Annotated in this window: 16 protein-coding genes; 12 read left to right on the top strand and 4 right to left on the bottom strand. The window is 52.1% G+C overall.

Annotated elements, in window-relative coordinates:
- The first annotated feature begins 172 nt into the window (after positions 1–172).
- The 7 genes from K6V21_RS01845 (at position 173) to K6V21_RS01875 (ending at position 6,725) form a co-directional block, all read left to right on the top strand.
- Positions 173–445: a hypothetical protein gene (locus K6V21_RS01845; protein WP_224320675.1), complete on the top strand. Its 273-nt coding sequence runs from the start codon at positions 173–175 to the stop codon at positions 443–445.
- A gap of 11 nt (positions 446–456) precedes the next feature.
- A complete protein-coding gene (locus K6V21_RS01850; RefSeq protein ID WP_224320676.1) occupies positions 457–969 on the top strand; it encodes a hypothetical protein in 513 nt (170 codons plus the stop codon).
- A gap of 96 nt (positions 970–1,065) precedes the next feature.
- On the top strand, positions 1,066–1,605 hold the full coding sequence (locus tag K6V21_RS01855) for a DUF3575 domain-containing protein (protein ID WP_224321985.1): 540 nt from the start codon (positions 1,066–1,068) through the stop codon (positions 1,603–1,605).
- Positions 1,602–2,507 (top strand): hypothetical protein, encoded by a 906-nt coding sequence (locus tag K6V21_RS01860; protein ID WP_224320677.1) that lies wholly within the window; start codon positions 1,602–1,604, stop codon positions 2,505–2,507. Before K6V21_RS01855 ends, K6V21_RS01860 begins: the two co-directional genes overlap by 4 nt.
- A gap of 99 nt (positions 2,508–2,606) precedes the next feature.
- Positions 2,607–3,569, top strand: coding sequence for a fimbrillin family protein (locus K6V21_RS01865; RefSeq protein WP_224320678.1), 963 nt, complete (start codon positions 2,607–2,609; stop codon positions 3,567–3,569).
- A gap of 41 nt (positions 3,570–3,610) precedes the next feature.
- Positions 3,611–4,495, top strand: a complete 885-nt coding sequence (locus K6V21_RS01870; protein ID WP_224320679.1) for a hypothetical protein — start codon at positions 3,611–3,613, stop codon at positions 4,493–4,495.
- Between the two features lie 49 nt (positions 4,496–4,544).
- Positions 4,545–6,725, top strand: coding sequence for a fimbrillin family protein (locus tag K6V21_RS01875; RefSeq protein ID WP_224320680.1), 2,181 nt, complete (start codon positions 4,545–4,547; stop codon positions 6,723–6,725).
- On the opposite strand, the gene K6V21_RS01880 is transcribed toward K6V21_RS01875, so the two are convergent.
- Positions 6,665–7,066 (bottom strand): hypothetical protein, encoded by a 402-nt coding sequence (locus K6V21_RS01880; protein WP_224320681.1) that lies wholly within the window; start codon positions 7,064–7,066, stop codon positions 6,665–6,667. The two genes, K6V21_RS01875 and K6V21_RS01880, sit on opposite strands and share 61 nt — an antisense overlap.
- 808 nt (positions 7,067–7,874) lie before the next feature.
- Between K6V21_RS01880 and K6V21_RS01885 the strand changes: the two genes are divergently transcribed.
- The 4 genes from K6V21_RS01885 (at position 7,875) to K6V21_RS01900 (ending at position 10,109) form a co-directional block, all read left to right on the top strand.
- Positions 7,875–8,387, top strand: a complete 513-nt coding sequence (locus tag K6V21_RS01885; RefSeq protein WP_224320682.1) for a DNA-binding protein — start codon at positions 7,875–7,877, stop codon at positions 8,385–8,387.
- 174 nt (positions 8,388–8,561) lie between these two features.
- A complete protein-coding gene (locus tag K6V21_RS01890) occupies positions 8,562–8,720 on the top strand; it encodes a hypothetical protein (protein ID WP_217713739.1) in 159 nt (52 codons plus the stop codon).
- Between the two features lie 8 nt (positions 8,721–8,728).
- Positions 8,729–9,241: a GNAT family N-acetyltransferase gene (locus tag K6V21_RS01895; RefSeq protein ID WP_224320683.1), complete on the top strand. Its 513-nt coding sequence runs from the start codon at positions 8,729–8,731 to the stop codon at positions 9,239–9,241.
- A 265-nt stretch (positions 9,242–9,506) separates the two neighbouring features.
- A complete protein-coding gene (locus K6V21_RS01900) occupies positions 9,507–10,109 on the top strand; it encodes a hypothetical protein (protein WP_224320684.1) in 603 nt (200 codons plus the stop codon).
- Between the two features lie 136 nt (positions 10,110–10,245).
- On the opposite strand, the gene K6V21_RS01905 is transcribed toward K6V21_RS01900, so the two are convergent.
- The 3 genes from K6V21_RS01905 to K6V21_RS01915 form a co-directional block, all read right to left on the bottom strand.
- Positions 10,246–10,989 (bottom strand): DUF3990 domain-containing protein, encoded by a 744-nt coding sequence (locus tag K6V21_RS01905; RefSeq protein ID WP_224320685.1) that lies wholly within the window; start codon positions 10,987–10,989, stop codon positions 10,246–10,248.
- The gene (locus tag K6V21_RS01910) at positions 10,983–11,231 is read right to left on the bottom strand and encodes a DUF3791 domain-containing protein (protein ID WP_224320686.1); all 249 of its coding nucleotides are present in this window, start codon (positions 11,229–11,231) and stop codon (positions 10,983–10,985) included. Before K6V21_RS01910 ends, K6V21_RS01905 begins: the two co-directional genes overlap by 7 nt.
- Positions 11,232–11,315: 84 nt before the next feature.
- Positions 11,316–12,659 (bottom strand): sigma-54-dependent transcriptional regulator, encoded by a 1,344-nt coding sequence (locus tag K6V21_RS01915; RefSeq protein WP_044267437.1) that lies wholly within the window; start codon positions 12,657–12,659, stop codon positions 11,316–11,318.
- 280 nt (positions 12,660–12,939) lie between these two features.
- Here K6V21_RS01915 and K6V21_RS01920 point away from each other — a divergent pair, with 280 nt between their 5' ends.
- Positions 12,940–14,277, top strand: coding sequence for an ACT domain-containing protein (locus K6V21_RS01920; protein ID WP_224320687.1), 1,338 nt, complete (start codon positions 12,940–12,942; stop codon positions 14,275–14,277).
- Positions 14,278–14,285 lie beyond the last annotated feature (8 nt).

Here is a 14,285-nt window from a genome sequence, read left to right on the forward strand (position 1 = left end):
GTGTGTGAATTCCTATTTTGGGAGTTTAATTACCTATTTTGGGAGTTCACTTTCAAATACATTGTCTACCTTCACCCCAGCTTACGACAAAAACCGGGGTGAAGCCTTGCGGGTTCCGGCGGATTTACAGTCCGCCCAACATCCGCCGCCACCCCATAAAACGACAAGAGATATGATAGAACTATTAACAGACAAACTGCCTTATTCCGAGTGGATGGAACAGTTGAACCAATGGGAATACCTGTGGATAGCAGAGGTCATCGGCGTATTCCTGTTACTGATACTTACCGGCATAGCCTTGCGGACATACTTCAGGATGAGAGAAGCAAAGCGCAAGCTGGACGAATACAAAAAACGAAGGGAGCGCAAAGACCCTTTCGACTACCTGACCAAAAAGGAAGGAAGCCCTAATCACGACTTTACAGAAAGCCCCAATCACGACTAAATAATATAAATATGAAGAAGATTATTCTTATACAACTACTATGCCTGTCATGCCTCGCCACGGCATGGGCACAGAAGGCAGACAGTCTCTACATCTTCCGCTTTGTGCAGGAGAAAGACGTGTTCTACGTTCCCTGGCGGGACAATGGCGGACAGCTTGAACAACTCGTCAGCTTGCTGCAACAATACAAGGAAGCCATCACCGCAGGCAGCATCCCCCTGTACATCAACGGTTATTGCACCGGACAACCCACACACCGGAAAAACCTCCGCATGACAGCCATACGCAGCAATCGCGTCAAGTCCGAACTTATCAGGCGGGCAGGGCTGGCCGAGGAACATTTCATCACCGCCAACCATCAGGGCAGTTATAAAGAAGAACGGAACGTAGTGACCGTAACCGTCCGCATTCCTGTAGATACAAGGGAAGTGGCGGAAAGAGATTTTTCAGACACGGATGACACGGATGACACGGATTTAAAAGCTGCGCAACCCCAGGAACCGACTGCGCAACAAACCGTGTAACAGCCTGAAAACGCTGTGCAGCAACCGAAGAATACCGTACAGCAGCCTGAGAACACCCCACAGCAAGAAAAAAAATCCGTGTCATCCGTGTCATCCGTGTCTAAAAAATCCCCTGCATCCCCCTCCCGCAAAACATGCATCCCCCTCTCCCTCCGCGCCAACCTCCTCCGCTGGGCAACCCTCACCCCCGACCTGGGCATCGAGTGGTACGCCACCCCGCACATCAGCATCCTGTTGAACGCCTCCTGGACCTCTTGGAGCTGGAAGGAGAAAGACCGCCGTTACGCCCTCTGGAACCTCTCCCCCGAAGTGCGCCACTACCTCGGCACCGCCCGCCACGGCTACCTCGGACTTATGTACCACACCGGAGAGTTCAACTACAAACTCACCTCCACCGGCCGCCAGGGCAGTTATCACGGTGGCGGCATCACCGGCGGCTACCTCTGGATGTTCCGTCCCTCATGGGGCATCGACTTCCACCTCTCCGCCGGATATACCCGTGCAGAGTACGACACCTACACCCTCGCACCGACAGGCATACGCGTATATAAAGAACACAACGCCTCCCGCAACTACTGGGGCATCAACAGCGCAGCCATCACACTAATATGGAAGATAGGAGGAAACAAGCAATGAAGACAATCAGCACCCGCACCCTGACCCAGGCCATCAGCATCCTGACGCTGACCGCCGCAACACTCACCGCCTGCATCAAGGACGACCTGTACAACACCCCGCACCCCGACCAGGGCGCCATCATCCTCACCACCGACTGGACACAGCGTGGCGAAGGCATCCCCATCCCCACCGACTACACCGTCGAGGCAGCCCGTTCCACCTTCGTCCTGCAAGCACAGGAGAAGGCCATCCCCGCACTCTTTGCTCCGGGCGCCATAACCCTACTGGCCTACAACCTCCCCGACGGCGTAAGCATCGCCAACGGCACCGCCACCGTAGCCCGTACCACCACCGGCGGCAGCCTGCAACGCCCCGACCCCGGAATGCTTTTCGGCGGCACCGCCGTCACCACCGTCATAGCCGACGACACCGTGCGCGTCGGCCTGCCCATGCGCCAGCTTTTCCGCCGGGTGCAATTCGAACTCACCATCACCGGAGGCGACCCCGAACGCATCACCGGCATCGAAGCCCGGCTGGAAGGCGCAGCCCCGTCCGTCCGTATAAGTACGGGGGAAGTGACAGGCGAAACGATAAATGCAACCGCAAATACAGCCACAGGCAGCGCCGTCGCCGTGCAAATCCCCTTCGTCCGCACGGGCAACAAGCTGACAGCCGCCATACAGATGCCCGGCATCATCGCCACCGCCCCGCAACGCACCGTCATCACCCTCACCTTCACCGACGGCAAACGGCAGACCGCCGAAACCGACGTCAGCGAAGCCTTTACCAACTTCAATGCCAACCGGCTCACTCCCCTGCGCCTCAGCGGCAGCCTCTACGCCCCCGAAAGCGCCGAAGCGAGTGGCAGCATCGTCAATTGGACGGATGTGCAGGGAGGAGACGTAGACGCGGAAATGTGACAATCCGGTCACCTCTTAGTACATAAACTAATTAGAAACATTTTACTTATTCATAAACTAACAATTAATTATTAACAACTTTCAAAAACAGTAACGATTATGAAAACCAACTCAATTCTCAGCAACCTCGCCGCTCCGGCATTGTTCATCCTCCTCTTCGCGGCATGCGAATCAGACAATCACCTGACAGACGACAGCCCCATAGCCGCCCGCATCACTTCCACCATCGCCCAAACCGCCGACACCCGCGCCAGCGAAACCACCTGGAACGACAACGACCGCATCGGCGTAAGCGCCACCTCCACCGAGGGTGCCACCGCCTACACCAACATCCAGTACACCGCCACCGACACCAGGGGCGACTTTGCCGTAGTGAACGCCGCAGGCGAGGACAACGACATCTACTTCCAGGACAAGAAGTCCGTAGACTTCATCGCCTACTACCCCTACACCGGCTCCAACGGCACCCTCCCCGGCACCAACGGCATCATCTCAAAGACCCTCACCCCCGCCGACCAGGTACTTGCCGACCTGCCCCGGATAGACTACCTCTGGAGCCACGCCGACGGCATCACCTCCGCCAACCCGCAAGTCAACTTCAACTTCACCCACCGCATGAGCCGCCTGAAGCTGAACTTCGTGGAAGGTATGGGCATGGCCTTCCCCGCCTCCGGACTGACCTACACCCTCTCCGACCTCAAACTGGCAGGCACCTTCAACACCCTTAACGGAACCGCCGAAGCCGATGCCTCAGCCACAGCCGCCAAACTGGAAAACATCCCCGCTTCCACCACCGCCCAGAACACCCTCTCCACCCTCATCCTCTGGCCGCAGGAAGCCGCCACCGCCTCACTCAGCGTCACCGTCAGCGGCAGCAACTACAGCGCCACCCTCAACCTACTCGACCTGCCCGGCGTAACCCCCGCCACGCAAGGACTTGCCTCCGGCTATTCCTACACCTACAACGTGAAAGTGCACAAGACCGGGATAGAAATCTCCGCAGCCCAAATCACCGCCTGGACCACAGGCACAGGAGGCGATGTAGACGCCAAAGAAGAATAGACCGGCACCGGAAAAAAGAATAACCCTAAATACCGACAGATATGAATCCCATCCTCCCATTCACAGCCCTCGCCCGTGTCCTGCGCCGGACAGGCTTCGTGCTCCTTCTCGCACTCAGTGCGGGAAGCTGCACCACCAACGACGTGTTTCCCAACACCGCCACCGATGACGCCACCCTCATCCGCTTCGACATAGCCCCACGCCCCGGCTTCACCGACCGGTCTTCCACCCGCATCGCACAGACCACGGACGCCGCGCAATGGGAGGAAGGAGACATACTGTGGATACGTGCCGAATTCTACGACAATACGAACACTCCGAAAACCACCTACATCACCGCCCTGAAACGGGACGGAGGCCGCTGGCGTTCACTCACATACGAGGAAGAAGCCGCCCACATAAGCCCATGCACATCACTCCGCGACTACTACAAGAACGAAATAAGGTGGCCCAAGAGTTTATACGGCACCACGGGCACCTATTGCCGAATCTACGCCAGATATCTCGGGCAGCAATACCCCGACGCAAGCGGAAAGATAGCAGTGACCCCGGACATCGACGTGATTAATATCCCCAATAACTACAGCACCTCCTATCCGGGAGAGGTTGTCGAACTCCGGTTCTTCCAGCCTCTGGCGCGCCTGCGCATCACAAAGGCATGCCTACTCAAGTTCAAGAGTTTGAACTACGCGTTCCGTTTCCCCGAGTTTCTCGAAGCCCCAGACTCGTATGTCGACAATGTCTTTTATGTTCCCTCGGACGGAAAAGACTATTTCCTCGACTCCGAGGACAAGAACAGCCAAACCATTCGCATAAACGGGCAGGAAATCCAACTCCTTCCCGATGCCCAAGACAACTTTAAAGGCATGTCCTACACCATCGACCCCGATGCCCTGCCCTCCGGCCCCATCGCCCCCGAATTCTGACGGACATTCAAATAGCCCCCCCATATTCACCCCATAACCCGCAACAGATATGAAAACCTCCACATACACCCGCTTCCGCCGCCTCGCCCACAGCCTCGCCCACAGTGCCGCCCTCGTGCTCGCCGCCGCCTTGCTTGCCACCGCCTGCACCGACCCCGCCGACCCCGCCGACGGAAGCCCCGCCTCCACCGATGCCCTCAGCTTCGGCGCCTCCCTCCTTGCCCCCGGCAACTCCGGCAAGCACACCGCCGACACCCGCACCCGCGCCACCGCCCCCGTCACCAAAGATGCCTTCACCAAGGGCGACCGCATTGCAGTAAGCATCGACAACCAAGTGAAACCCTACGTCTACGGCACCGACCGCCGCTTCACCGCCACCGCCACCGACAACTCCTTCTACTGGACACCGGGACAGCAGCGACAGGACGGCGTCATCGCCTGGTACCCTTACTCCGACGAACTCCCCTCCCTATCCTCCCCGCTCAACATCTCCCGGCAAGACACCGACGACGCATTTGCCGCCGCCGACTTCCTCTTTGCCGGCCCCGCCACCCTGACCCGCAACCCCTCATCCGCACTGACCTTCAGCCACCGCACCGCCCTGTTGCGGCTGAACATCAAAGCAGACGGAAAGACCGTAGTCCCAACCCAGGGATTCGACGTGACCGGAGTAGACGTTAAGGGCACACCGGTAGACGCCACCATCAACCCCACCGACGGCACACTGACGGGAACCGGCAACACCGCCGTCATACACACCCACCGTTGCGCCGCCACCCCCGACGGCTACACGGCCACCTACGAGGCGCAAATCATCCCGCACACCATCCCCAGCGGCGGCACCAGCCTCACCATCCATACCACCAATCCCGATAAGAGGTACAACGGCATCATCCTCAGCGGCAGTTACGAAGCCGGACACATCCATACCTACAACATCACCCTCGGCAACGACCGCGTCTCCATCACCCCCACCGACGAAGACCTGTCCTGGAACGACGGTGACATCCGCCCCGGCCTACCGCCCACCGGCTACGACCTCACCGTCTCCACCGCCCAAGAACTGAAAGACTTTGCCGACGCAGTGAACAACGGCAGCACGATAGGCACCTCCTTCGTAGAAGCCCGCAGCGCCCGCGTGCTGCAAACCGCAGACATCGACTTGACGGGGATAGACGACTGGACGCCTATCGGGAACTACGTTTCTCCCTCTAACAACTATTTCAAAGGAAGCTATAACGGAAACGGATACACCATCTCCAATCTGAAAATCAAAAGTGGAGAATGGTTTAGGGGGCTGTTTGGGCTGGTAATCGGTGAAAGTAGTTCAACTCCCGCTGTGCTCACAGGCATTCATTTGAGGAATGCGGATATAGAGGTGTCTCACAATTCGGATATATCGTGCGGTGCCATTGCAGGGAGAGTTAGCAATGCGGTCATCACCTTCTGTTCCGCCCAGGGAGAAATAAAAACAGATATGAACCAACAAAGGCGAGCAGATAACCATAGCGGAGGGATAATCGGGGATAATAACGGCGGGACTATCAGCTATTGCCGGGCCGATGTAAAAGTCGCCGCTTCTTCCGATACAAATGATACGGGTAGAGAATGCAACGCCGGAGGCATAGCGGGTAGGAATGACGGCACCATCCTTGCCTGCGAAGCCTCAGGCAGCGAGGTTTCTGCCAAAGCCTATGGTGCAAAAGCCCGAGCCGGAGGCATAGCAGGAACGACTTACGGCAGTAGCTACATCGCCTCTTGTGCATCCGGAGTGGGAAAAATTATTGCCAAGGCCGATAGACAAGAAGCAAATGCCGGCGGTGTGGTAGGATATAAAAGCGGGGTGCTGTACAGCTCTTACGCACGGGGAGATGCAACAGCAGAAAGTGCAATATCCACAAATATGGGTGCCATCGTGGGCGACAATAGCTCTGGCGATACAGACCTGTGCATCGGCACCGGCGCAGGCGGGCAAGGTACGTCAAACCTGCCACCATCACCCGGTAGTATCCTCTACGATGCAGATGCCACCGATAAAGAGATATACAACCTCATGAAAACCAAAGATTTTACGAAAGAAATCTCTACCACCACCTACGACGCCACACGCTTTCCCGCCTATGGCATCGAGGTGACGAAGGTGACATTCAGCAGCAAAGGCGCATGGAGTTACGACCCCGCCAGCGGCAAAATCCGCATCAGGGGTCTGCCGTCCGTCCCTCTGCCCTGATGCTGTTCGCGCAAGCGGATATGTAATCCCGGCACCGTTCTCCACCCCGATACCGTTCGCGCAAGCGGATATGTAATCCCGGCACCGTTCTCCGCCCCGATACCGTTCGCGCAAGCGGGCATGTAATCCCGGCACCGTTCTCCGCCCCGATACCGTTCGCACAAGCGGATTTGTAATCCCGGCACCGTTCTCTGCCCCGATACCGTTTGCGCAAGCGGATTTGTAATCCCGGCACCGTTCTCCGCCCCGATACCGTTCGCACAAGTGGATTTGTAATCCGCATCCTCAAGGTATCGCATAGGAGTGGCAGAATATCGTGAAAGAGTGGCAGAGCACCTCAATTGCGGGCATGTCAAAACAGAAAAAGTAATGAAGCAAATGATAAGCGATACTATCTCAATTCTCCTCCTCCAGTTGGAGGAGGAGTACCCGTAGGGGGAGGTGGTAGGTAAAACAATAAAATACCTATAAATCACAAGCCTAAGGAATTCCTTTCTCACCTACCACCCCGCCCTAAAGGGCACCCCTCCTCCAACTGGAGGAGGGGAATGGAGATAGTCCGTTTGATTCAAAACGGTGCAGAAAGGAGTAAAGTTACGAGCTACAGGCTACGAGCTACGAGCTACAAGCTACAAGCTACAGGCTACAAGCTACAAGCTACAAGTAGCTGCGCTATGTTCCGAAAGGCACTTGTAGCCCGTAGCCCGTAACTCGTAGCCTGTAGCCCGTAGCCCGTAGCTCGTAACTGATTCAGAAATAAAGGGCACTTTCAATGCAGTCGCCCTGCAATACTATAAACAACCTGAAAGATATGAATTATTAACCCGTGAAGCCACCGGAAAAACGCTTGTGCAAGGAGTCTGAAAACGCTTGCGCAAGGAGCTGAAAATGGAAGCGCAAGGAATTAAAAATGGAAGCGCAAGCATTTTAAAATGGAAGCGCAAGCATTTTTAAACGGAAGCGCAAGCATTTTTCAGCGCCTGTGCAAGCATTCGTCAAGCGTCCGTGCAAGTGTTTTTCGGCTGCATGGCAACAGCCTCAAGTCCCTCCGTCCCGCCCCTCCGTCGCCTACCCCGGGAGTCGCGCGTTCGGTCGTGTTCAGAGAGGCTCAGCCTGCGCGGCTTTCACACTAAAAACCGATTGGAATATATGCCAAAATTCAGATTTGTGAAACGCAAGAGCCTTCAGAAGAAGGACGATCCGGGCAAGTGGTACGCCTCGCCCATAGTAGAAAACCGCCTGAACACCGGCACCGTGTGCCGCGTAGTGACCCGAAACACCACTACCGCCCCCACGGAACTGGAATCGGGCTTCAACCTGGTGTGCGACGCCATCCCCCTGCAATTGCAGTTGGGCAACAGCGTGCAACTGGGCAAACTGGGCATCCTGCGCCTCAGCTTCGGCAGCTCAGGCGTCGACAACATCGATGCCTTCAACGCCGCCACCATGATACGCAACGTAAAGGTCATCTTCACCCCCTCCAAAGAACTGATGTCCGCCATCAAAGACGGCCTCTCCTTCGAGAACGCCGGTGTGGTGGACAACGGCTTCGTCTATGCCACCACCCGCGCCTTCAAAGAGGCACAGGGCGGAGGCGGCTCCGGTTCGGGCGGCTCCGGTGGCTCCGGCGAAGGTGGACTGGAAGAAAATCCGCTGGGATAAAGACCAGAGGATATACCGGGACAAGGAAATCCCCTCCGGGCAGTGGGTTAGGGCTGCGGGGAGGGGATTAAAATATCCCAACCATAGATAACTCTCTGAAAGATTGACTTGGAGATGAAGGAAAAAGCAATTATCTTTGCATTGTAATTTATTAATAGAAAGGAGGAAAGCCATATGGCAAGACCTATCAAGGAAACCCCGATACTAAAGGGAGAAGATGCTGCCCGTTTTGAAAAAGCGATGCGCGAAGTAAAACCGTTGAGCAAAGAACGTCAAGAGCAGATTCGTAAAGAAAGTGAAGCATTCCGCCGCAAGGTGATTATAAAAATCTGATTTTTGTTATGGAACTGATAAGATTGACGGCGGATTATAAGATGAAACCATTCGATTGCGGTGATACCGAATTGAATGGTTTTCTTTTAGATGATGCGAAATTCTACTTGAAACAGAAAATTGCAAATACGTTTATTCTGGAAGAAGAGAGCAGAGTTGTGGCTTACATTAGTTTGCTGAATGATAAAATATCCAAGCAGGAAGTAGAGAAAGCCACATGGAGAAAAGTCAAAAAGGCATTTCCGCATGAGAAGCACTTCAACAGTTATCCAGCTATCAAGATTGGCCGGTTTGCCGTTTCCCAATATTACAAAGGGCAGGGCATAGGAAGCGAACTAATGTCCTATCTGAAAGATGTCCTTTTGGGACAGAACGGCTATTCAGCCTTTCGCTTTCTAACAGTAGACGCCTATCTTGAAGCTATTCCGTTTTATGAAAGAAATGACTTCAAGATGTTAATTGCAGACGAAGAAAATGAGCATACACGCACCATGTATTTTGATATGATGCAAATCCCTTAAATAATCCGCCGGGGCAGACGGACATCCGCTTTTCAGCTTCCAGTTTTTTCAGGAGTTCAAGAGTTGTTCCCGCGACAGTTTCCGTGTGTAACATCTCAATTCTTCTTTTTTAATCTCCCGGAAACCACTGATGCCACCATACCGATTATTTGTTTTTAGTCAATGCTTTCCTAGGGTTTCTCCGATAGATTTACTACATTTGCATCAGCCACATAAAAACGTGTTAAAACATGGAAAGAACCTATATTAATGAATTTCATAAGCAATGGATAGAGAGCACCTTGGAGTCGATTACCTCTTGGCAGAAGCAGCCTATCTCGTTAGAAGAGAAAAAGAAGCAACAGGAAATGCTGAACCGGCAGAGGGCTATAAGAGAGGGCAAATTGAAAAGCTAAAAGAGTTTGCCACCCTTAATGACTTATGGATCGACTTTAACACTCTTTCTTTATCTTACCTCAATAAAGGTGGGGAAAATGAAGTATTCACCGGTAATGAAGATATTGTATTCAAGCTGAATAACTTTGAGTATGCAGGTGATGACCTTACTAACTTTTTCATCCGAATAAAAGCACATAACCATTTCTTCTATAATGTAGCTTATACTTTAGTAGGTTTTGCCTATAATAGCATACATGAGTTTTGTGCTGTATTAGTTCAACCTTATGTCAGGGCAAAACGAGAAGCTACGGAAGAAGAAATAGCAGATTATATGGAAGCATTAGGCTTTGAAATGGACTATGAAGATGAATACCATAATGAAGAATATGAAGTTTTTGATGCTGTTCCTAATAATGTTCTCTATGGGATAGATCATAAACTATACTTCATAGATACTCAAATCAGACTAAGATCAAGTCATATTGAATGATATGTTCAAGCGAATTTGTAATCCGCCGGAACGCAGCATAGAAATTCTTCAACCATCCTCCTATTCGTTTATAATATAGTCTCTTATCTCTTTCAGTTGAACAACACAAAGATAGCAAACAAAGAATGATAAACTTCTACTGTTTCCTCTGCAACTCAAGAATAATCTCATCAGCCAGATATGCATCACTCTGACAAGCCAAATCACCTATGCGGGCTGCCAGGCGCAAGTAAGTGTCACTGGTATAGAACAAATGCATAGCACGAGGCATAGCCAAATGGAGATGTTCGGACAACAAACGGATAATTCCGTTGAACTTGGTTTGCATGGCAGCATCAACCGGTTGCGGGGTGACACCTGCCTGGAGCTTCCCTGACATCCCTATTACATCATCCGGCGACAGTTCGCAAGCATCTACCGGATGAAGATGATTGTCTATCACTTCCTGGCTGACCAGGCACATCTGATTATTGGGCGCCTCATGTACCAAACGTCGAAGAGCTTCCTCACGGGTGTAGTCGCCTCCTAGGAAAAGGTCAATAGTGCGAATCACCCGGTCGTCGGCAATCCCTCCTTCGATAGCGTCATATTGCTGCCAAATATCATATCCACGACGGCAGGCAACCACGAAATCGAACCAGGCTTCATTATAAGCATCGAACCGGAGATAGCGATAACGTGTAGAACGGATAATATCAATGTCCAACTCATACGTATTCAGCCAATGAGGTTTGCCCGTATTGACAGCTCGCAAAGCCCATTTTATGGCTTGAGTACGTAGCCCTGTCACATAGAAACCCCGCCCGAAGTCGAGATTATTACGGCAAACATCCGCCAACGGCATATCTACACGGCAGGTAGAACCATGATACACTAACATGACTTGCTCCTTCCATGCTGTTCACGCTCCTTCCACTCCCTCATCACTTGCATCACTTCGTCTACAATCCGTTCTTTACTCTGAGTATGCAAAACCTCATAAGAGTCGAAAAGCAAAGGCTCGACAGCGCCCAAACGGTAAAGTTCGGCATAGACTTCGGCTCCTGTAACTCCCATACGGGCAGCTACGCTCTCAATGCAGAATACGGCAAATTCTTGTTTCTTTTGAGTTAATGTCATCATAATCAAGTTCTCCTTTCTCTTTAAACAACACAAAGATAGCAATGTTTTCCGAAAAGCCCGTCGCTGCACGCCCCGAAATGCACCTCAAATCTTATATTCCTCTATCTTCCTGTACAGCGTCGTCAACCCGATTTTCAGTAGCCGAGCCGCTTCCGTCTTGTTGCCTTTCGTGTATTCCAGCACACGGGCGATGTGCCGCCTCTCCATGGCCGAAAGTTCAAAACTGCCGGGAGTCTCCTCGTCCGACTGTTCATAATGGGCATTCTGAATGTCGAGCGGCAGGTCGGCAATAGTCAGCTGTTCCCCTTCGCAAACAATAAGGCTGCGCTCTATCACGTTGCGAAGTTCACGGATATTCCCCTTCCACGGTTGCAGTTCAAGCGTAGTGAGAAATTCGGGAGTGATCTCGGTTATCGAACGGGCCAGTTGTGCGGAGAAGTTCTTCACGAAAGCCTTTGCCAACAGGCGGATGTCTCCCGCACGCTCACGCAACGGCGGCAAGTGCACCTGGAACACCGAAAGGCGATAGAACAAATCTTCACGGAAACGCCCTTTGGCTATCTCTTCCGGCAGATTGCGGTTGGTTGCCGCAATGATACGCACATTGACGCGTGTCGGCTTGGTATCGCCTATCTTGATATATTCGCCCGTTTCGAGGATGCGCAGCAACTTCGCTTGCAGTTCAAAAGCCATCTCACCGATTTCATCCAGGAAGATAGTCCCGTTGTTCGCTTCCTCAAAAAGCCCTTTCTTATCTTTCAACGCCCCCGTAAACGAACCTGCCTTGTGCCCGAACATCTCGCTCTCCAGCAATTCCTTGCTGAACGAGGAACAGTTCACCGCAACGAAATTCTGCCGGGCACGTTTGCTACTGTAATGGATGGCCTGCGCAAACACCTCCTTGCCTGTTCCCGTCTCTCCGGTCAGCAATACAGGTACATCGGTCACCGACACTTTCTGCGCCAATGACACAGCATCTTTCAAAGATTTGGACTCTCCCAGGATAGAATCGAAAGAGTACGCCTGCCCCACCTTCTTCTCAAGCTTTTCAAGACGGGCATTCATCGCGGCCTTCTCTACCGCACGGCTGACGAGGGGAATAATCTTGTTATTGTCATCTCCTTTGGTGATATAGTCGAAAGCCCCGTTCTTGATGGCTTGTACGCCATCGGGGATATTGCCGTGGGCCGTCAGTAGAATGACCTCCACATTAGGCGCAGCTTTCTTGATAGCCAGCACCAGATCCACCCCGTTCCCGTCGGGCAGGAAAACATCACACAAAGCTACATCGGGACTTTGCAATTCCAACTGTTTCAGGGCAGCCCTGCAATCACCAGCCTGACAGACTTCATATCCCTCCAACTCCATCATACGCGCCAAAAGGGTACGGATTTGCATCTCGTCATCAACGATTAAAATCTTACTCATATCTTATTCGGATAAGTGTTTAAACTGATAATGCTAAAAACAGGGTGTGCAAATATAAAGCTTTTCCCGAATACGAACGGCACATCTTTTGAACTTTTATAGTAGAGAGCCTGAAAGCCCCGAAACTGATTTCATAGCTTAACTCCATTAGTACAAGGAGATAAGGGCAGAAAAGAGAGAACAGGCAGCGGGGAGTTTCCTTTCCATTTTGATAAAACCATTCTGAAATGGCAAGGAGGCTTCACAAGAAGATTGGATTAATAACTTAAAAAAGAAGAATATGGAAATCTACAAATTCGATGGAAACGCAACCGCATCCGTAAAAGGTATGCAACATGTGGCAAAACTGATTCAAGACAATACGTCTAAAATAGTCGTACTATCCGCTCCCAAAGATGTCACCAAACATTTGGGCGAGGTAGCCGCCAACTTCTTCAACCGAAACATAGAGGAAGCACACGACAAAATAACCCGGCTGGAATTCCAGTTCATTGACTTTGCCAATGAACTACTTACGGACGACACTATCAAGCACGAAGCCATCCGGGGCATTCTCGACTGTTTCCAGGCAATATGGAAATACAGCATGGAGCCTTTCTACGCTACCGACGAAAAGGAAGTCCTGGCACAAGGCGAGTTACTGACATCCACCTTACTGGGATTCTACTTGCAGGAACAGGGAGTGGACAACAGCGTGATTTGTGCCTTCGACTTCATACGCACCGGTATGAACGGGGAAGCGGATGAGGAATATATCAGCCGGAAGGTGAAAGAGATATGTAAATCATACCCCGATACGCATCTGTTTCTCACACAGGGAAGCATTTGCAGGAATGCCTTTGGTGAGACCGATTGTCTGAAACAAGGCGGAAGCGACTACACCGCCGCCCTGATAGGGACAGCCATACAGGCGGAGGAAATACGGATATGGACAGATGTCGATATACACAGCAACGACACACTGGTAGTGAAAGATGCCGACACGATAAAGAACCTGAGTTTCAGTGAAGCCGAACGGCTCATCTACTTCAATCCCCAGATACTGCACCCGCTTTGTCTGGCTACGGCATGGAAAGAGAATATTCCCATCCGTTTGCTCAACCCGGTGAACCCGGCATCAGAAGGGACTTATATATCCGCCAACAGATTGAACGGGAACATGGTGAAGGCAGTCGCCACCAAAGATTCTATCACATACATCCGGTTCGAATCGAACCACACGCTCCGGCCTTATATGTTCATCAGCAAGATTTTCGATATCTTCGCCAAATACAAGACGATGCCCTGTCTGTTGACTTCATCCAACGATAACATATCCGTAGCCACGGATGACGGGAACTTCCTTTCGCTCATCCTGCGGGAACTGAATAAGTATGCCCGGATATGGGTGGAAGATAAGATGAGTATCATTTCTGTAGTAGGAAACATGAAGTCATCGTGCATCGAAACCGAAGCGCGGATTATGGATGCGTTGAAGAATATTCCGCTGAAGATGATTTCTTACGGAAGTGATGAGAATGATGTGTCGCTGGTGGTCAAGGCAACGGACAAGGCGGAAGCACTCCGGTTGCTCGACGAGAAGTTGCTGAAGAAGGAGTGGCTTAAGAAGGCGTCTTGAATGTATTC

It is taken from the genome of Bacteroides cellulosilyticus (assembly GCF_020091405.1).
Taxonomy (GTDB): domain Bacteria; phylum Bacteroidota; class Bacteroidia; order Bacteroidales; family Bacteroidaceae; genus Bacteroides.

What these genes read in the sequence shown, in the direction of transcription:
- K6V21_RS01870 (WP_224320679.1), top strand. Translation starts at nt 3,611, where the DNA reads ATGAATCCCATCCTCCCATTCACAGCCCTCGCCCGTGTCCTGCGCCGG.
- K6V21_RS01915 (WP_044267437.1), bottom strand. Translation starts at nt 12,659, where the DNA reads ATGAGTAAGATTTTAATCGTTGATGACGAGATGCAAATCCGTACCCTT.
- K6V21_RS01875 (WP_224320680.1), top strand. Translation starts at nt 4,545, where the DNA reads ATGAAAACCTCCACATACACCCGCTTCCGCCGCCTCGCCCACAGCCTC.
- K6V21_RS01860 (WP_224320677.1), top strand. Translation starts at nt 1,602, where the DNA reads ATGAAGACAATCAGCACCCGCACCCTGACCCAGGCCATCAGCATCCTG.
- K6V21_RS01895 (WP_224320683.1), top strand. Translation starts at nt 8,729, where the DNA reads ATGGAACTGATAAGATTGACGGCGGATTATAAGATGAAACCATTCGAT.
- K6V21_RS01845 (WP_224320675.1), top strand. Translation starts at nt 173, where the DNA reads ATGATAGAACTATTAACAGACAAACTGCCTTATTCCGAGTGGATGGAA.
- K6V21_RS01910 (WP_224320686.1), bottom strand. Translation starts at nt 11,231, where the DNA reads ATGATGACATTAACTCAAAAGAAACAAGAATTTGCCGTATTCTGCATT.
- K6V21_RS01920 (WP_224320687.1), top strand. Translation starts at nt 12,940, where the DNA reads ATGGAAATCTACAAATTCGATGGAAACGCAACCGCATCCGTAAAAGGT.
- K6V21_RS01890 (WP_217713739.1), top strand. Translation starts at nt 8,562, where the DNA reads ATGGCAAGACCTATCAAGGAAACCCCGATACTAAAGGGAGAAGATGCT.
- K6V21_RS01865 (WP_224320678.1), top strand. Translation starts at nt 2,607, where the DNA reads ATGAAAACCAACTCAATTCTCAGCAACCTCGCCGCTCCGGCATTGTTC.
- K6V21_RS01900 (WP_224320684.1), top strand. Translation starts at nt 9,507, where the DNA reads ATGGATAGAGAGCACCTTGGAGTCGATTACCTCTTGGCAGAAGCAGCC.
- K6V21_RS01850 (WP_224320676.1), top strand. Translation starts at nt 457, where the DNA reads ATGAAGAAGATTATTCTTATACAACTACTATGCCTGTCATGCCTCGCC.
- K6V21_RS01885 (WP_224320682.1), top strand. Translation starts at nt 7,875, where the DNA reads ATGCCAAAATTCAGATTTGTGAAACGCAAGAGCCTTCAGAAGAAGGAC.
- K6V21_RS01905 (WP_224320685.1), bottom strand. Translation starts at nt 10,989, where the DNA reads ATGTTAGTGTATCATGGTTCTACCTGCCGTGTAGATATGCCGTTGGCG.